We start from the raw sequence: 17,067 nt of genomic DNA on the forward strand, positions 1-17,067 counted from the left end.
TCCGACAGGACCGCGTCCGGCAGCGCCGCGTTCGACAGGACCGCGTTTGGCAGCGCCGCCACGGCAGGGACGCCCACCGACGAATCTCACCTCGGCCCGGCGGGAACGTCCACCAACAAGTCGGCGGGAACGCCGGACGACGGTCTCCATGTCGGTCCGGCGGGCGCAAGCGCGGACGCGCCCCACGTCGACTCAGCGCGCGCAGGCGTCGACGAGAGCGGCTCGGCCCCCGCCCTCCCGGCTGCCTCCGACCTCGCCAACGGCGGTGCCTCCGGTGACGCCGGTAGGACCAGCATCCCCGGCGACCGGGGCGCGGCAGCGCGCACCAACGGCACCGACACACCAGACGTACGCGCGGGCCACTGATCTGGAACCGACCGTGTGGTTGGCCCGCCGGTCAGCCGCACGGTCGACCCGCGCTCGCCGCGACGGGCTGGCAGGTAGGTCAGTGAGTGGTGAGGCGGGCCGCCGCCCGGGCGACCAGGGTGCCGAGGAGCCGGCCGAAGTCCAGCCCGGCCGCCTGTACGGCGAGCGGAAGCAGGGACGTCTCCGTCATGCCCGGCGAGACGTTGACCTCCAGCACGTGGGGTTGGCCGGCGGCGTCCACGATCACGTCGACGCGCGAGAGGTCCCGGAGACCGAGCGCGGTGTGCGCCGCGAGGGCCACGTCAGCGACGGTGGCTGCCACCTCCGGGGCCAGCCGGGCCGGGGCGTGCCAGGTGGTCCGCCCGGCGGTGTAGCGGGCGGCGTAGTCGTACACGCCGTTGCGGGGGACGATCTCCACCGGCGGCAGCGCCTGGGGGCCGTCGCCGAGGTCGACGACGGAGACCGCCACGTCGATCCCCGGCACGTACCGCTCCACCAGCGCCGTGGAGTCGTACGCGAAGCAGCCCACCATGGCGGCGGGCAGCGCCGCGGCGTCCCTGACCACCGCTCCGCCCAACCCGGATCCGCCCTGCGCCGGCTTGACCATCAGGGGCAACCCGAGACGGTCGACGATCCGGTCCAGGACGGCGACCGCGCCCAGCTCGGAGAAGCGGTCGTGCGGAAGCGCCACCCAGTCCGGGGTGGGGATGCCGGCCTCGCGGAGCACCGCCTTGGCCGAGGGCTTGTCCCAGGCGACCCGGGAGGCCCGGGCGTCGCAGCCGACGTACGGGATGTCGCACAGATCCAGCACCCCGCGCAGTGAGCCGTCCTCGCCGGTCGCGCCGTGCAGTGCGATCACCACCGCGTCCGGCGGGTCGGCCGCGAGCGCCGGCAGAAGTGCCACGTCCGCGTCGCGCAGCTCGGCCTCCACGCCGACGGCGCGCAGCGCGTCGAGCACCCGACGACCGGAGCGCAGCGACACGTCCCGTTCGTAGGAGAGCCCGCCCGCGAGCACCACGACGCGGAGGTCGGCCGAGACGGCGGATTCGGTCACGAGGAGATGCTCGACGGTCGTACCCATCCCGGCATCATGCCAAGTCGGGCCCGGGCACGTCGGAACCGGCCCGGCCGCGCCGGCCGGCGGCGCCACCCACGGCACCGAAGACCCGGCGCATGGCGATCTCCTGCTCCATCACACCGGACAGCCGGCGGACGCCCTCGCGGATCCGCTCCGGCGGCGGGAAGCTGAAGTTGAGCCGCATGGCGCCGGTGCCGGTGCCGTCGGCGTAGAAGCCGGTGCCGGGGACGTAGGCGACCCGGGCGGCGACCGCGCGCGGCATCATGGCCTTCGAGTCGAGCCCGTCGGGCAGCGTGGCCCACACGAACAGCCCGCCGGTCGGTGTGGTCCAGCTGGTGCCCTCGGGCATCAGGTCGGCCATCGCGTCGAGCAGGGCGTCGCGGCGCTCCCGGTAGACCTCGCGGTAGACCTTGAGCTGCTGCCGCCACGGCATGGTGCTCAGGTAGGTGGCCACCGCGGCCTGGGCGTAACCGCTGGGGCAGAGGATCTGCGCCTCGCTGGCGATGACCAGCTTGTCGCGGACCGCGTGCGGCGCCAGGATCCAGCCGACCCGCAGCCCCGGGGCGAAGGTCTTGGAGAACGTGCTGAGGTAGAAGACGCCGTCTCGGCGGCGGGCCCGCAACGGGGCCGGGGCCTCACCCTCGAACCCCAGCTGACCGTACGGGTCGTCCTCGACGACGAGCAGGCCGGCGCGCTCGCAGATGTCGAGCACCCGTTCCCGGCGCTCCTCGCTGAGCGTCACGCCGGTCGGGTTCTGGTAGGTGGGGATCGTGTAGAGGAACTTGACCCGCTGGCCGGCCCGCGCCAGGTCGGCGATGGCGGTCTCCAGCGCCTCCGGGATCAGCCCGTCCGCGTCCATCGGTACGTGCACGACCTGCGCCTGGGCGGCCTGGAACACGCCGAGCGCACCGACGTACGTCGGCCCCTCGGCGAGCACCACGTCACCGGGGTCGAGGAAGAGCCGGGCCACCAGGTCCAGTGCCTGCTGCCCGCCCACGGTGACCACGACGTCCTCCGGGGACGCGCCGCACGCGGCGTCGATGCCGGAGAGGGACATCACCTCGCAGATTCGCTCGCGCAGCTCAAGGGTGCCCTGACCGATGCCGTACTGGAGGGTGCTCACGCCGTGCTCGGAGCCGAGCCGGCCGAGCATCTCGCCGACCGCGTCCAGCGGAAGGGCGGCGATGTACGGAGCGCCGCCGGCAAGCGACACGACCTCCGGGCGACTGGCCACCGCGAACAATGCTCGGATCTCGGAGGCGGTCATCCCGCGTACCCGCCGGGCGTACCGGTCGGTGTAGTCGTCGAGTGTCGTGCCGGTCATGACCTCACCTCGATCGCTGCTCGGGTGGCTCCCGCCCTGGGTACCCCGCACGCCGCTGACCATGGCGGAGGGCACACCGATTGTCGATCGTAGTCCGCGGCAGCCCCGCAGCGGTCGGGCCGAGGCAGATCGACCACATGGCGGACCTCGTCAGCGTCCCCCTCCGGGGTGGGTGTCTGCGCGTCCCCTCCCGTACCGCCGATCGGCGGCGTACGATCGCTCGTCGGGGGCAGGAAGGCGGCGCTGTCGTTCCATGCCGGTCTCACCACCGAGCCTATTGTGGGGATGCGCCATATGTCGCGACGTCTGGTCAGCCTGACCCTCGACACGTTGGAAGACCTTCCGCGCCCGTGCCGGCAGTGCGTCTACTGGGAGCTCGACCCGGTCTCCGCGGAGCGGGCCTGCGCCGCCGGCGACCCGGGCCTGGAGAAGGAGGCGTGGGTCTCCCAGACGCTGCTGGAGTGGGGCTCCTGCGGCAAGCTCGCGTACGTCGACGGCATGCCGGCCGGCTTCGTGATGTACGCCCCGCCCGCCTACGTGCCCCGTTCGATGGCGTTCCCGACCTCACCGGTCTCCGCGGACGCGGCACTGTTGATGACCGCCAACGTGGTCGCCGCGTTCGCCGGTGGCGGGTTGGGCCGGATGCTGGTGCAGGGTGTCGCCCGGGATCTGACCAAGCGGGGGATCAAGGCCATCGAGGCGTTCGGCGACGCCAAGTTCGGCGACGCGGACGACCCGGCCGGGGGTTGCGTGGCACCTGTCGACTTCTTCCTCTCCGTGGGCTTCAAGACCGTACGTCCGCATCCGCGTTTTCCGCGGTTGCGCCTCGAGCTGCGGACGGCGTTGAGCTGGAAGTCCGACGTCGAGTACGCGCTGGAGAAGCTGCTCGGCTCGATGAGCCCGGAGACGCTGCTCCGGCCGGTCCGTCCCGCCCCGGCCACCCGCTCCACCAACGGCTGACCCGGGGCCGATCAGTCGACCACGGTGCCGGCGGTCACCACAGCGCGCAGTTCGCTGACGTCGAGCGATCCGGTCGGGACGTCCCGTTCGATGGGGTAGTACATCCGCTGCACCGCCGCCACGATCGCCTCCACCACCCGGTCCCGGAACCGGGGATCGACGAGGCGGGCGCGGTCCGTCGGCGAGGTGAGGTAGCCGACCTCGACCCGGACGGCGGGCATCCGCGTCAGCCGCAGCAGCTCCCACGTCTTGGCGTGGGTACGGCAGTCCCGCAGCCCGGTGCGGGCGACGATCTCCCGCTGCACCAGCCCGGCCAGGCGTTCACCGGTCGCCGAGGTCACCCCGTTGTCGGTGCCGTAGTGGTAGGTCGCCACGCCCTCCGCGTCCGGGTTGGCGTGGCCGTCGAGGTGCAGGGAGATGAACACGTCGGCACCGAGGGAGTTGGCGAGCAGCGCCCGCTCGGCATCCGGCAGGCAACTGTCGGGCGACGGGCCCCGGGTGAGCTGCACCCGCACCCCGGAGGCGGCGAGCCGCCCCTCCAGGCGGCTGGCCAGGTCGTGCACCAGGTCCGCCTCCGTCCAGCGCAGCGAGCCGTCGGGCACCACCATGCCGGGGTCGGTGCCCCCGTGCCCCGGGTCGATGACGACAGTCTTGCCGACCAGCGCCGGCCCGGACTGCCGGATCGCGTCGGATTCGCGGAGCCACTGCGGGCGGCCACCGACCACCTTGCGGCCGATCCGGCGCAGCGCGTTCATGGTGTGCGGGCCGCAGGAGCCGTCGGGGGTGAGCCCGACCTCGCGTTGGAACTGGGCCACCGCCCGCGACGTCCGGACACCGTAGATGGCGTCCGCGCGGCCCACGTCGTACCCCATTTCCAGCAGTCGCTCCTGCAGTGACCGGACATCCTCGCCGGTGAGCGGCTCGGGGACCGCGTGGTAGAGGGTGCGGGCGCCGAGCCGCCAGCGGGCGGCGTCCAGGGCGCGCCAGGTCTCGGCTCCGACCCGGCCGTCCACGCTGAGCCCCCGCGACTGCTGGAACGCGCGGACCGCCCGCTCGGTGTCGAGGTCGAACTCGTCGGTGTGCGGGCCGGCGGCGGCGAGCAGGTCGAGGCCGGTCAGGATGGTACGGATCTCCGTGACCGCGGGTCCCCGGTCACCGGGTCGGATCGGACGCACGCACGACCCCCTCTGCACGACACTGGCTGGCCGGGCGGCCCAGGCTTGAGGCTATGCGCTCCGGGACGGCGAGGTGGCTGGGGCGGCGAAATACGTCGACGGTGCGGCCGGGAAGACGACGAACCCCGCACCCGACGAGCGGGTACGGGGTTCGGGTGAGTTTCTGCTGGTCAGAGGGCCGATTCGATGAGCCGGACCAGCTCGCCCTTCGGCTTGGCACCGGCGATCGACTGCACCGGCTGGCCGTTCTTGAAGACGGTCAGCGTCGGCACCGACATCACCCGGTAGGCCCGGGCGGTCTCCGGGTTCTCGTCGATGTTGAGCTTGACGATGGTGACCTGGTCACCCATCTCCCGGGCGATCTCTTCGAGCAGCGGCGACACCTTGCGGCACGGCCCGCACCACTCCGCCCAGAAGTCCACCAGCACCGGCTTGTCGGCCTGTAGCACGTCGGCGACGAAGCTCTTGTCCGTGACCGCCTTGGTTGTTCCCACTATGCCCCTCCTCCGGGATCTGTTCGTTGTTTCAGCTGAGCGTCGCGATGAACCGCTCGGCGTCGAGCGCGGCGGCACACCCGGTGCCGGCCGCGGTGATCGCCTGACGGTAGGTGTGGTCGACCACGTCACCGGCGGCGAAGACACCGGGCACGTTGGTGCGGGTGCTCGGGGCGTCGACCTTCACGTAGCCCTCGCCGTCCAGCTCGACCTGGCCCTGGAACAGCTCGCTGCGAGGGTCGTGACCGATGGCGACGAAGACGCCGGTCACGTCCATCACCTTGGTCTCACCGGTGTGCACGTTGCGAACGCGGACGCCGGTGACCTTGCCGTCGTCGCCGAGGATCTCCTCGACGGTGCTGTTCCACTCGACCTTGATCTTCTCGTTGCTCAGCGCCCGGTCGGCCATGATCTTGCTGGCCCGGAACGAGTCGCGGCGGTGGATGATCGTCACCGAATCGGCGAAACGGGTGAGGAAGGTGGCCTCCTCCATCGCCGAGTCGCCGCCGCCGACCACCACGATGTGCTGGTTGCGGAAGAAGAAGCCGTCACAGGTGGCGCACGCGGAGACGCCGTGGCCCAGGTATTCCTGCTCACCGGGCACGCCCAGCGGACGCCACGCCGAACCGGTGGAGAGGATGATGGACCGGGCCCGGTAGGCGGTCTCGCCAACCCAGACGGTGCTCACCGCGCCGGAGCCGGCGTCACCGGTGTCCACCAGCTCGACGCGGGTCACGTCGTCGGTGAGAAACTCGGCGCCGAACCGCTCGGCCTGCTTGCGCATGTTGTCCATCAGCTCGGGGCCGAGGATGCCGTCGGCGAAGCCGGGGAAGTTTTCCACCTCGGTCGTGGTCATCAGCGCGCCACCGGACTGCACGCCCTCGATGATCAGCGGCTTCAGATTGGCGCGTGCGGCGTAGACCGCCGCCGTGTAGCCGGCCGGCCCGGAGCCGATGATGATCAGGTTGCGGACCTCGTCCACTGCCGTCTCCCGAGTTGTGTGTGTTCGGCGTCGGCGCGAGCACCGATGCCGATCCGAGTTGCCGACGCCTGGGTGGGGCCGACAGCTGACTTCCAGAACGTCATCGTACGAACCGGGGATTCCCGAGCCGGGCATCCGGTGGGTCAGGTCACGTGAGCGGTCATCGTGCCATCGACCGTGGATTCACCCTACCCGCGCCGAATACCTGCTGTCCGAGCCGGACCCGGGCACTCCGCACTCCGGGCCGCTCACCCAGGCCCACCGGCCTCCGGTGGCATCGGTGAAGCGAATGACCAGCGCCTGGTCACCCTGGAAGCGGGCGTAGTCGATCACCTCGACCACCAGTGGCGCCGATCCGTGCTCCGCCGCGACGCTCGCCAGACAACTGGTCAGGGCGGCCTCGTCGGTCAGCCGGGCCAACTGGTCCGACCCGTCGGGAGAGGGCCGGCGTTCGCCCTCGACATCCACCCCCGGCTGCTCGCCCTTGCCCGTCGCCCGGCTGGTGGCGGGTGTCCTCGGCGAGTTCGTGTCGTAGGCATTGCCGAGGGTCTGCGGGGTGTAGTTCGTACCACTGCGCAGCGCCGGCCCGGTGGTTCGGACCGTCCCGGCCCCCGCGGCGCCCTCGGGCGCGCTGGCCGGCCGATCCATGGCGGTGGTGCCGGCGGAGTCGTCCGGCGCGCGCATCGACAGCTGGTTGAGGCCCAGGGCGACGGCGATGACGGCGATCGCCGCGGCGGCCACGGGTGCGCCACGGCGGGCCCAGCCGCGAGGGCGGCGGCCCGGACCGGTGGACGCCCCGCGCCCCGCGCCGGCGGGCGTGGGGAGAGCCGGCCGTCGACCGGCACCGCCCTGAGTCGGTACGACCACGGGTGTCGCCGCGTCGCCGGCCGGATCGACGCTCGACGCGGCGGCGCGCGCCGGCCCGGTCGAGGTGTCGTTCGTCGGCTGCGCGGAGGCCAACGCGGCCAGCAGCCGGTCGGTGATCGTCGGCGGCATCTGCGGGGACGGCTCGGCCCACCGGGTCAGGTCCGCCCCGACCTCGGTCACGGCAGGGGCCAGCAGTGCGTACGCCTCGGCCCAGGACGGGTCAGCGGAGACCAGTTGGGCGACCTCGTCCTGCTGCGGGGTGCCGTCCAACGCCCCGCCGAGGTAGTCGGCGAGGAGGTCGGCGTCGACCTCCCGGAACCCCTCGGTCGTCACGTGTCCTCCTGGTTGGCGTCCCGCCGGTACCGGCCTGACCTCGATCCGACGCCCTCCACCGGGCCGGGGTTCCCGGGCGTGACGCCGGGCACGCCGGTGACCGGGGCGGTCGGGTCCGGTCGGGCCGAAGACGTCGCGACGGCATCGGGGCGGAGATGCCCGAGCAGCACGGCCAGCCGTGCCCGGCCCCGGGCACACCGGCTCTTCACCGTCCCCTCGGCGACGCCGAGGATGCGGGCGACCTCGGCGACCGGATAGCCCTGCACGTCGACCAGGACCAACGCGGCGCGTTGCTCGACGGGCAGTGCGGCGAGCGCCTCGCGGACCACCAGCACGGTGTCATGGTCGGTCGCCGGTGCCGCCGGCTCCGACCGGCCGGTGCCCGATCCGTCCTCCGCGCGGTTGCCGTCCGGCAGCGGCACGGTGGGGTGCGCCTGCCGGCGGCGGATCCGGTCCAGGCAGGCGTTGACCACGATCCGATGCAGCCAGGTCGTGACGGCGGAGTCACCGCGGAACCGGGCCGCCGCCCGATGCGCCGACAGCAGGGCGTCCTGGAGTGCGTCGGCTGCCTCCTCGCGGTCGCCGAGCGTCCGCAGGGCCACCGCCCACAACCGGTCGCGGTGCCGGTGGAACAGTTCGGCGAAGGCGTCCCGGTCACCGGCGACGTGCGCGCGCAGCAGCTCCAGGTCCGATGCGACGGCGCGTCCGTCCATCACCGCGTCCAGCGGGTGCGGTGCCCGGATCGGCTCACGACCCCTGGACCGTGATCTCCTGCACCCCCAGCTTGAACCCGCCCTCCGACGGCGGCAGCTCGGTGATCCAGAACAGCAGGTACTGGTATTTCTTGTCGGCGTCGAAGCCGTTGAACGTCATGGTGGTGCCGTCGTGGTCCTCGAACGGCTGCCCGATGGCGGTCTTGTAGCTCGCCACCAACTGCTTGTCACCGTTGGTGCTGGACGGCGGGTTGGTGGTGCCGGCGAGCAGCTGAGCGGACGCACCAGTGGCCGACAGCACCGCCTGCACCGACTTGACGGTGTGCGGCTCGCCGAGGTCGATCCAGACGCCCATGCCCTGCTTCAGGTTGCCGAAGTTGGGCTTGTTGACGTACGTCTCGGTCTCCCAGCCCTTGTCCTCGTCACCGTCGATGACCCGCTCGGCGTTCTTCACCTCGCTGCGGTTCTTGCTGTCCGGGTCGATGATCCGGACGTCCTTCACGGCCAGCTTGCGTGCCGTGGCGGCGGCCGGGGTGGCGTCACCTGCCGGGGCACTGGAGGTCGGCGCGGCGACCGGGTTCGACTGCGGGTCATCGTCGTCGCCGCCCAGCGCGATGATCCCGATCAGCAGACCGACCAGGGCGACGGCCAGCAGACCGGCGATGCCGACGGCGACCTTGCGACCCCCCGCCGCGGCCAGCGGCGACGGCTCTTCCCCGGTGTCGGCGGCGAACCGCAGCGGCCCGCTGTTGTCGAGGTAGTGCTCCTCCTCGGCCGGCACGTCCAGTCGCGCCAACTCGGCGGCCAGCACGTCGGACGACGGCGGCGCGATCTCGGCGTCGAGCAGATCCATGGTCAGGTCGTCCAGGTACGCCGGGACGCCCGCCCGAACCTGGCGGGGTGCCGCGATGGCACCCGCGGCGTCCCGGACAGCGTCCGGGATGGCGGCGCGGCCGTGGCCGGCGGTGGCACCCCGTAGCGGTGCCTCGGCGTGCGGCCAGGAGCCGGTCAACGCGAAGTAGAGGATGCCGCCGACCGCCCGGATGTCGTTCTCCTGGCTGTCGGCGCCGTCGGTGCGGGCGTCGGCCAGGACCACGCGGCCCTCGTCACTGATCATGACGGTGCCGGGGTGGACGTTGCCGTGCACCATGCCGGTGGCGTGCACAGCGGCGAGCGCGCTCGCGACGGCGTTACCGATGGCGGTGGCCCGAGCCGGATCCAGGGGGCCGTCGGCGGTCAGATCCCGCAGGGACTGCCCGTCGACCCACTCGCGCACCACGTACGCCCGGTCGGCCTCGTCGATCGCGTCGTAGACGCCGACCAGGTTCGGGTGGATGACCCGGCTGGCCGCGACGGCGGCCTGAAGCATCTCGGTGGCGGAGTCGCCGCCCGGGTAGCGCAGCACCACGGCAACGGGACGGCGCAGGATGACGTCGACCCCGCGCCAGACCAGCCGACCCGCACTGTCGTTGTTGATGTGCTCAACCAGTTCGTACCGCTCGGCGAGGACTTCACCGGCCGTGGGAGCACCGAAGGTCATGACCGGAGGAGCGCTTTCGTCCGCCTCCTGACCCTCGCCGACCTGGGTCACCCGTCCTCCCTCGGTGATCGTGTCGATCGATGAACCCGAACTGCTGGGCATGTGGCTTCCCGCTCTGCCGTTGAAGGAACCGGCCGACCGGTGTCGACGCCCAGCGTCGGCCCCTGCCGTACCCGTCGAGAGCGACCTTACCCGGGTTGCCCGTCTCTCCGACATGTCATCTTCCCGCTGTAACTGGCGGGGTTCCGGCAGTCGGAGAAGTCGTCCGGTTACGACCGTTGTCAGCCACGTTGCTGGCACATGTACTAGCTAATCTACGGCTTCACCGCAAGTGACCGAAGCCGGGGCTGGGCCGGCCTGGCGCTCGCGCTGCCTCGTACGTTCCCACCGATCGGTTCGCCACGCTCAGCCGTACGGTTGGTTATCCACAGGCTGAAGCGGTGGTTGACCGGCGAATCGCGGAGTTATCCACAGAAGCATCCCCAGCCTGGTGATCCGCGGTCACGATCCGTATGAGTGCCAACTTGTTGTAATCAGCTGCTGGCATTCAGCGACCGAGGCGGCGGCGAACCATCCCGACCACCTCGGTGATCTCCCCGATCCGCAGCACCATGGCCAGACCCAGGTAGGTCCCGCCGATCACCACGCCACCGATCACGAGCTGGACGACAGCCTGCATCCAACTTGGCCGGTCGCCGCCGGGCAGCAGGTTCACGACGAGGAGGCCGACCAGGGCGGCCCCCAACGCGGCGACCGCCACCCGGCCGAGGGTGCGCAGAATGGCGCCCATCCCGATCCGGCCCACCCGGGGCCGGAGCAGCCAGGCCGAGGCGAAGGCCGCCGCCAGGTACGACACCGTGTTGCCGATCATCATCCCGGCCGCGGCGAAGTGGGCGGCGAAGGCGACGTAGAGCACCACCTGCACGCCGATGCGCAGGGCCACCACCGGGATGTTGATCAGCGCCGGGGTGCGGGTGTCCGGCAGGGCGTAGAACGCGAAGGTGAAGAGCTGACTGATCGCGAACGGCACCAACGCCAGCGCCGCCAGGAGCAGCACCAGCGAGGTGTCCGCCGCGTTCTCGTCGGTGAACGCGCCGTAGCGGAACAGCGTCACGGCCAGGGGGGTCGCCAGCACCGCGTAGCAGACCGCGATCGGGGCGAGCACCGCCGAGACCGTGCGGGTGCCACGAGACAGGTCGGCGGCGACGTCGGAGTACCGACCGTCGGCCGCCGCCGCGCTCATCCGGGGCATCAGTGCGGTGATGATCGAGACGGCGATGATGCCGTGCGCCATCATCAGCAGCAGGAACACGTTGTTGTAGATCAGCGGGCCGGCCGCGTTCTCCTTGCCCGCCCGGTTCAGCAGGTTGAACAGCACGATCAGGCCGACCTGGCTCACCGCGACGTAACAGAACATCCAGCCGCCGAGACGTCCCAGCTCCCGCAGTCCGAGGGCCCGGAAGTCGAACCGGAACTTCCACCGGAAGCCGACCTTGCGCAGCGCCGGCAGCAGGCCGGCGGCCTGGATCGCGACACCGAGCAGGGTGCCGCCACCGATCAGCAGGATCCGGCCGGTGGTCATCTCCTCCGGCTTGACGATCTCGGCCCCGAAGATCGCTATGTACAGCCCGGCGGTGGCGATCACCACGATGTTGTTGAGGATCGGCGCCCACATCGGCGCGGCGAAGTGCCCCCGGGTGTTGAGCACCGCGCTGATCAGCGCGCTGAGGCCGGTGAAGAAGATCATCGGCAACATCAGGTACGACAGTGCCTTGACCAGGCTCCGGAATTCGTCGCCCGTGTTGTCGCCGGCGTAGAGCTTGGTCAGCAAGCCCGCCGACAGCACGGCCAGCAGGGCTGCTCCCGCCAGGGTCAGCACCGCCAGGGTGAGCAGCCGTTGGGCGTACGCCTGACCGCCGTCGGTGTCGACCTTGCGCCGACGGACCAGCACCGGGATCAGCACGCTGGTGAGGATGCCGCCGAGCAGGAACTCGTAGACCATGCCGGGCAGGATCTGCGCGGTGGTGTACGCGTCTCCGACCAGCGCCCCACCCAGCGCGGCGGTCAACGCCAACGTGCGTAGGAAACCAGTACCCCGGCTGACCAGGCTGCCGATCGCCATCACCGCGCTGTTGGTCGCGGCGCTCGCCTCGCCCACCTGCTCCTGCGGCGGCGCTGCCGACTCCATGGCCGGCTGGTTCAGCGGCTCGGCGGAGATGAACGTGGCGCCGTCCCCGGGACGGATGCCAGGGTCGCCGTCGTTCGCGGCGTTGGCGCTGCGGTAGAGCCCGCCGCTCATCTCCAGCCTCCCAGGGGTACGTCGGGTCGGACACCGACCCGCACGCCACAGACCATAGTCAACCCGCACCCGTTACCCGCGCCCGGCGGATCTGATCACACCCCGGACCGATAAGCTGGCGATCCCATGTCCGAAGCCTCCGCTCCTCACGCCGCCGACCGCCGCGAACTCACCGCCGCGCAGCGCAACGCCGTCGCCGAACTGCTCCGGGTTTCCCCGGTCGCCGACGAGTTGGGCCGCCGCTTCGTCCGCGCCGGTCACGAACTGCACCTGGTGGGCGGTTCGGTGCGGGATGCCCTGCTTGGTCGACTCGGCGACGACCTCGATTTCTGCACCGACGCGCACCCCGACGAGACCCTGCGGATCATCAAGGGCTGGGCCGAGTCGATCTGGGAGACCGGTCGGGAGTTCGGCACCATCGGTGCTCAGCGCGACGGCCTCCGGCTTGAGATCACCACGTTCCGTGCGGAGTCGTACGACCAGGTCAGTCGCAACCCGGTGGTGGTGTACGGCACCAGCCTCGACGAGGACCTGAAGCGGCGCGACTTCACGATCAACGCGATGGCGGTCAGCCTGCCGGACCACCGGTTCACCGACCCGCACGGCGGGCTGGCCGACCTCTCGGCCAAGGTGATCCGTACCCCGAGCACGCCGGGTGAGTCGTTCGGCGACGACCCGCTGCGGATGCTGCGGGCCGCCCGCTTCGCCGCCCAGTTGCGGTTCGCGGTGCACCCGGACGTGCACCTGGCGATGACCGAGATGGCCGCCGACCTGGACCGGATCACCGCCGAGCGGGTCCGCGACGAGTTCACCAAGCTGCTCTGCGGCGCGGACCCGATCACCGGGCTGCGGCTGCTGGTCGACACCGGGCTGGCCGAGCGGTTCCTGCCGGAGCTGACCGGGCTGAAGCTGGAGATCGACGAGCACGCGCAGCACAAGGACGTCTACGAGCACACGTTGACGGTCGTCGAGAACGCGGTCTCCTACGAGGAGGAGGGCTGCGACTTCATCCTGCGGATGGCCGCCCTCCTGCACGACGTCGGCAAACCGGCGACGAAGGCGGTCGGGTCCGACGGCCGGGTCAGCTTCCACCACCACGAGGTGGTCGGCGCCCGGCTGACCAAGGCCCGGATGAAGGCGATGCGGTACCCGAAGGAGGTCACCGCGAAGGTGACCGCGCTTGTCGCCCTGCACCTGCGCTTCTACGGGTACGGGCGGGGCGAGTGGACCGATTCGGCGGTGCGCCGCTACGTCGCCGATGCTGGTGACCTGCTGCCCCGTCTGCACAAGCTGACCCGCTCGGACTGCACCACCCGCAACCGGCGTAAGGCCGCCCAGCTCGCGGCCGACTACGACGCGCTGGAGGACCGGATCGCCCGGATCGCCGCCGAGGAGGACCTGGCGCGGGTCCGACCCGACCTGGACGGCAACGCGATCATGGAGCTGCTCGGCGTACCGCCGGGGCCGGTGGTCGGCCGGGCGTGGAAGCACCTCAAGGAGCAGCGCCTCGAACGCGGCCCGCTGGACCGCGACGCCGCCGAGGCGGAGCTGCTGCGCTGGGCTCGCGCCGAAGGCCTGATCCCCTAACCCACCCACCCCCACCCCCTCCTCGCGCGATCTTGCACTTTCGGTGGCGACAAAAGTGGGCGATCTGTCCCATCTCGACAACCGAAACTGCAAGATCGACGCGGCAGGGGGCGGAGGCAGGGGGCGCGGGCAGGGGGTACGGGGGCGGGGTGGGGTAGTGCGGGCGGGCGTTAGCGGGTTTCTACGGCTGGGGTGTTGTTGCCGGTTGGGGTGGAGGCCGCGCCGAGCCGTGCCAGCAGGCCGGGCAGGTCGATCCCGGTGAGGTCACTGCCGAGCTGGAGGCCCTGGGCCACGTTGCCGGCCACTGACTTGGTGAGCGACGACGCGCCGTCGGTGGAGATCACCGTCATCTTGTCGATCGCGCCGATCGGCGCACTGGCCGCCTCGACGACCTGCGGCAGCACCTTGACCAGCAGGTCCAGCACAGCCGCCTCGCCGTACGCGGCGAATGCCTCGGCCTTGCGCGCCATCGCGTCCGCCTCGGCCTCACCCTTCGCCAGGATGGCCGCGGCCTCGGCCTGACCCTCCCGCTCCACCGCCTCGGCGATCGCGGAGCGCCGACGCTGCTCGGCCTCACCCTCCTTGGCGCCCTCGATGGCGTTCGCCTCGGCGAGTGCGGCCCGCCGTGCCCGCTCACCCTCACCGGTGAGGCGGGCCTGTTCGGCGGAGGCCTGCGCGGCGGCGATGACGGACTGGCGCTGCGCGTCGGCGTGCAGCACCGCCGCGTTGCGGGCCGCCTCGGCCTCCTGTTCCACCTTGTACCGGGCGGCGTCGGCCGGCTTGCGCACCTCGGTGTCGAGTTGGCGCTGCTTGAGTTCGGCGTTGCGCTCGGCCACCTTCTGCTGCTCGGAGAGGATCGCCTGGTCCCGCTCGGCCTGGGCGAGCGGTCCGGCCGCCGCGGACTTCGCCTTCGCGGCGTCGATCTCGGCCTGGATGCCGGCCTGCTTGAGGGCCAGGTTCCGGTTCGCCTCGGCGATGGCCTCCTCGGCGAGCAGCCGCTCCTGTTCGGCCTGCTGCCGGGCCCGCGCCTCGGCGATCGCCGCGTCCTTGAGCACCCGGGCGGCCTCGGGCCGGCCCAGGTCCTGCAGGTAGGAGCCTTCGGCGAGGATGTCCTGGAGCTGGAAGGTGTCCAGCACCAGCCCCTGGTTGGTCATCGAGTGCTCGGCCTCCTCGGCCACCGCGCTGGCGAACGCCGCCCGGTCCCGGATGACCTCCTCGACGGTGAGCCGGCCGACGATCGAGCGCAGCGCGCCGGCCAGCACCTCCCGGGTGAAGTTGTCGATCTCGTCCTGCTGGTGCAGGAACCGTTGGGCGGCGGCCCGGATCGCGTCCTCGGTGCCACCGACCTTGACGATCGCCACGCCGTGCAGGTCGGCGCGGATGCCCTGCTTGCTCACCGCGCCCCGGATGCCGACGTCGATCCGTCGGCTGGACAGGTCGAGCGACTGGAGCTTCTGCACCACCGGCAGTACGAAGACCGAAGCGCCGAGCACGACCTTCTGCCCGGAGGTGTCGGTGGACCGCCCACCGTCGGCGGTCTGCGTGGTGCGGCCCTTGCGGCCGGTGACGATGAACGCCTCGTTGGGCCCGGCCACCTTGATCCGGGAGAGCACGAAGAGCACCAGGATGAGCGCGAGGAGAACCGCGCCGCCGATGGCGATGAGTAGTGCCATATGAGCAGTCCCGTCTACGAGGGGTTGATCAGTAGGTCTCGACGTGCACGCTGGTCTCGCTGAGCGCCTGCACGACGAAGACCTGGGTGCCGATCGGGATCGGTTGGTCCGCACGGGCGCTGAGCTTGACCGGTTGGCCGGCGAGGCGAATACGGACCTCGCCGTACCCGTCGGCCGGCACCGGGGTGACGACCAGGCCGAGCGCGCCGACCAGGTCGTCACGGGTGGGGGTGGCGTCGGTGCGCATGTTGCGCGCCGCCCGGCTCAGCCGGGACGCCAACCATCCGGTGGGCACGGCCGCGAGCACCCCACCGACCACCGCCCCGGCGACCATTCCGGGGGTACGCGCACCGAGCAGTTCGTTGACGATGGCGCCACCGAACCCGAACGCCCCGGCGAAGCCGGCGACCGTCTCGACCGAGATCGGCCCGTCCACGTCAGGGTGCCCGAACTGGAGCAGCTCGGTGCCGAGCAGGGCGAGCGCGAGCACACCGATGCCCGCCCCACCGATGATCAGAAAGATGAGCGTCCCCGTTGCCACGACCTGCACGGTATCGATGTGGCGCAACAGCGAGCGGTCCGCTGGATGCAGAGTCGATCTTCCTCTGGCGTTGATCGAAAACAGGGCAGCGCCCCACGGCTCGGGCGCGTTATCTTCTGCGGCGCCGGCAGCTCGTCCCGGTCGACACGCATCGAGAGGACCTGCCCGTGGCCGACCCGATCATCCCGAACGCCGTGGTCGTGTTCTACATCGTCAGCCTGGCGTTGACAGCAGTCGTGCTGCTGGGCGTCGCGATCACCTCGTTCGCCACCACCTCCCGGGTCGACCGGGTACTGGCCGGTGTCGGTGGTGCCCTCGCCGGCTACTACGCCTATTACCTGCTCAGCTCGAACGACGAAACTGTCGTGCTCTTCTACGGGGCTGTGCTACTTCCCATCTACGCCGGGCGCAAGCTCTACCTGGGCTTCCGCGACCGCGACCGGATCCGCGCCGAACGGGCCGCGGCGAAAGAGGCGATCCGGGCCGCCGAGGAGTGGCGTTCGGCCCGACGTTGGTAGCCGTGCCGGCAGAGGCGTCGGGGAGAATGGGCTGATGCGCTGGACCGTGCTCGACTCACCGATCGGGGAGTTCTCCGTCGCCACGGACGACACGACCGTCTGTGGCGCGGCGTTCGGGCGGGTCGAGGCAGCTGTCGACGAGCCCGGCGACGCGTTGTCCCGGCAGGTGGCGACCGAGTTGCGGGCGTACTTCGCCGGTGAGCTGACCGCGTTCACCATTCCGGTGTCGGTGCCACGCGGCTCCGACTTCGAGCGCGCCGTCTGGCGGGAGATGACGCGGATCCCGTACGGAGAGACGCTGACGTACGGCGAGGTGGCGCGCCTGGTCGGCGACCCCGGGGCGGCACGGGCGGTGGGAGTGGCGTGCAACCGCAACCCGGTGCCGGTGATTGTGCCGTGCCACCGGATCATCGGCGCGGGCGGCAAGCTGGTCGGCTTCGGTGGGGGCCTGCCGCGCAAGGTCAAGCTGTTGGAGTTGGAGGCCGCTGTCGCGTTGCGACACGCCTGGTCCTGACCGACCGCTATCACCGTCACGCCTGGCCGACGCGCCGGAGACGAACACGTGACGATCGCTACACATTTCGAGGCAGGTGCCTCCGTACCTCCCTCTCCGCACC

Annotated in this window: 15 protein-coding genes; 4 read left to right on the forward strand and 11 right to left on the reverse strand. The window is 71.3% G+C overall.

Annotation, left to right across the window (positions count from 1 at the left end):
* Positions 1-445: 445 nt before the first annotated feature.
* On the reverse strand, positions 446-1,447 hold the full coding sequence (locus QCZ28_RS16505; RefSeq protein ID WP_030331856.1) for a D-alanine--D-alanine ligase: 1,002 nt from the start codon (positions 1,445-1,447) through the stop codon (positions 446-448).
* A 7-nt stretch (positions 1,448-1,454) separates the two neighbouring features.
* Positions 1,455-2,768, reverse strand: coding sequence for a PLP-dependent aminotransferase family protein (locus tag QCZ28_RS16510; protein ID WP_279517482.1), 1,314 nt, complete (start codon positions 2,766-2,768; stop codon positions 1,455-1,457).
* Between the two features lie 294 nt (positions 2,769-3,062).
* Between QCZ28_RS16510 and QCZ28_RS16515 the strand changes: the two genes are divergently transcribed.
* Positions 3,063-3,728 (forward strand): hypothetical protein, encoded by a 666-nt coding sequence (locus tag QCZ28_RS16515; protein ID WP_030331852.1) that lies wholly within the window; start codon positions 3,063-3,065, stop codon positions 3,726-3,728.
* An 11-nt stretch (positions 3,729-3,739) separates the two neighbouring features.
* Here QCZ28_RS16515 and QCZ28_RS16520 read toward each other — a convergent pair whose 3' ends face one another.
* From QCZ28_RS16520 to murJ, 7 genes are all read right to left on the reverse strand, one after another.
* The gene (locus QCZ28_RS16520) at positions 3,740-4,903 is read right to left on the reverse strand and encodes an N-acetylmuramoyl-L-alanine amidase (RefSeq protein ID WP_279517483.1); all 1,164 of its coding nucleotides are present in this window, start codon (positions 4,901-4,903) and stop codon (positions 3,740-3,742) included.
* Between the two features lie 170 nt (positions 4,904-5,073).
* Entirely contained in the window at positions 5,074-5,397 is a 324-nt protein-coding gene (trxA, locus tag QCZ28_RS16525; RefSeq protein WP_030331849.1) for a thioredoxin, read from the reverse strand.
* A 31-nt stretch (positions 5,398-5,428) separates the two neighbouring features.
* Positions 5,429-6,379, reverse strand: a complete 951-nt coding sequence (trxB, locus tag QCZ28_RS16530; protein WP_279517484.1) for a thioredoxin-disulfide reductase — start codon at positions 6,377-6,379, stop codon at positions 5,429-5,431.
* A gap of 183 nt (positions 6,380-6,562) precedes the next feature.
* Positions 6,563-7,579, reverse strand: coding sequence for a hypothetical protein (locus QCZ28_RS16535; protein ID WP_279517485.1), 1,017 nt, complete (start codon positions 7,577-7,579; stop codon positions 6,563-6,565).
* Positions 7,576-8,292 carry an RNA polymerase sigma factor SigM gene (gene sigM / locus QCZ28_RS16540; protein WP_279517486.1) on the reverse strand — a complete coding sequence of 239 codons (717 nt, stop codon included), beginning with the start codon at positions 8,290-8,292 and terminating at the stop codon, positions 7,576-7,578. The genes QCZ28_RS16535 and sigM overlap by 4 nt, the downstream gene beginning before the upstream one ends.
* 34 nt (positions 8,293-8,326) lie before the next feature.
* Positions 8,327-9,934: a protein kinase family protein gene (locus QCZ28_RS16545; protein WP_279517487.1), complete on the reverse strand. Its 1,608-nt coding sequence runs from the start codon at positions 9,932-9,934 to the stop codon at positions 8,327-8,329.
* A 445-nt stretch (positions 9,935-10,379) separates the two neighbouring features.
* Entirely contained in the window at positions 10,380-12,131 is a 1,752-nt protein-coding gene (murJ, locus tag QCZ28_RS16550) for a murein biosynthesis integral membrane protein MurJ (protein ID WP_279517488.1), read from the reverse strand.
* A gap of 126 nt (positions 12,132-12,257) precedes the next feature.
* On the opposite strand from murJ, the gene QCZ28_RS16555 reads away from it, so the two are divergent.
* Positions 12,258-13,718, forward strand: a complete 1,461-nt coding sequence (locus tag QCZ28_RS16555) for a CCA tRNA nucleotidyltransferase (RefSeq protein ID WP_279517489.1) — start codon at positions 12,258-12,260, stop codon at positions 13,716-13,718.
* A 170-nt stretch (positions 13,719-13,888) separates the two neighbouring features.
* Here the strand turns inward: QCZ28_RS16555 and QCZ28_RS16560 are convergent, their stop codons facing one another.
* Both QCZ28_RS16560 and QCZ28_RS16565 read right to left on the reverse strand, forming a co-directional pair.
* A complete protein-coding gene (locus tag QCZ28_RS16560) occupies positions 13,889-15,391 on the reverse strand; it encodes an SPFH domain-containing protein (protein WP_279517490.1) in 1,503 nt (500 codons plus the stop codon).
* A 28-nt stretch (positions 15,392-15,419) separates the two neighbouring features.
* The gene (locus tag QCZ28_RS16565; protein WP_279517596.1) at positions 15,420-15,962 is read right to left on the reverse strand and encodes an NfeD family protein; all 543 of its coding nucleotides are present in this window, start codon (positions 15,960-15,962) and stop codon (positions 15,420-15,422) included.
* A gap of 137 nt (positions 15,963-16,099) precedes the next feature.
* Here QCZ28_RS16565 and QCZ28_RS16570 point away from each other — a divergent pair, with 137 nt between their 5' ends.
* Both QCZ28_RS16570 and QCZ28_RS16575 read left to right on the forward strand, forming a co-directional pair.
* Positions 16,100-16,450 carry a hypothetical protein gene (locus QCZ28_RS16570; RefSeq protein ID WP_279517491.1) on the forward strand — a complete coding sequence of 117 codons (351 nt, stop codon included), beginning with the start codon at positions 16,100-16,102 and terminating at the stop codon, positions 16,448-16,450.
* 34 nt (positions 16,451-16,484) lie between these two features.
* Positions 16,485-16,964 carry a methylated-DNA--[protein]-cysteine S-methyltransferase gene (locus tag QCZ28_RS16575; RefSeq protein ID WP_279517492.1) on the forward strand — a complete coding sequence of 160 codons (480 nt, stop codon included), beginning with the start codon at positions 16,485-16,487 and terminating at the stop codon, positions 16,962-16,964.
* Positions 16,965-17,067: the final 103 nt, after the last annotated feature.

This window comes from Micromonospora sp. DH14 (assembly GCF_029809455.1).
Classification (GTDB): domain Bacteria; phylum Actinomycetota; class Actinomycetes; order Mycobacteriales; family Micromonosporaceae; genus Micromonospora; species Micromonospora parva.

Coding starts and splice junctions, on each gene's coding strand:
- QCZ28_RS16505 (WP_030331856.1), bottom strand. CDS start 1,447: ATGGGTACGACCGTCGAGCATCTCCTCGTGACCGAATCCGCCGTCTCG.
- QCZ28_RS16510 (WP_279517482.1), bottom strand. CDS start 2,768: ATGACCGGCACGACACTCGACGACTACACCGACCGGTACGCCCGGCGG.
- QCZ28_RS16515 (WP_030331852.1), top strand. CDS start 3,063: ATGTCGCGACGTCTGGTCAGCCTGACCCTCGACACGTTGGAAGACCTT.
- sigM (WP_279517486.1), bottom strand. CDS start 8,292: ATGGACGGACGCGCCGTCGCATCGGACCTGGAGCTGCTGCGCGCGCAC.
- QCZ28_RS16545 (WP_279517487.1), bottom strand. CDS start 9,934: ATGCCCAGCAGTTCGGGTTCATCGATCGACACGATCACCGAGGGAGGA.
- murJ (WP_279517488.1), bottom strand. CDS start 12,131: ATGAGCGGCGGGCTCTACCGCAGCGCCAACGCCGCGAACGACGGCGAC.
- QCZ28_RS16555 (WP_279517489.1), top strand. CDS start 12,258: ATGTCCGAAGCCTCCGCTCCTCACGCCGCCGACCGCCGCGAACTCACC.
- QCZ28_RS16560 (WP_279517490.1), bottom strand. CDS start 15,391: ATGGCACTACTCATCGCCATCGGCGGCGCGGTTCTCCTCGCGCTCATC.
- QCZ28_RS16575 (WP_279517492.1), top strand. CDS start 16,485: ATGCGCTGGACCGTGCTCGACTCACCGATCGGGGAGTTCTCCGTCGCC.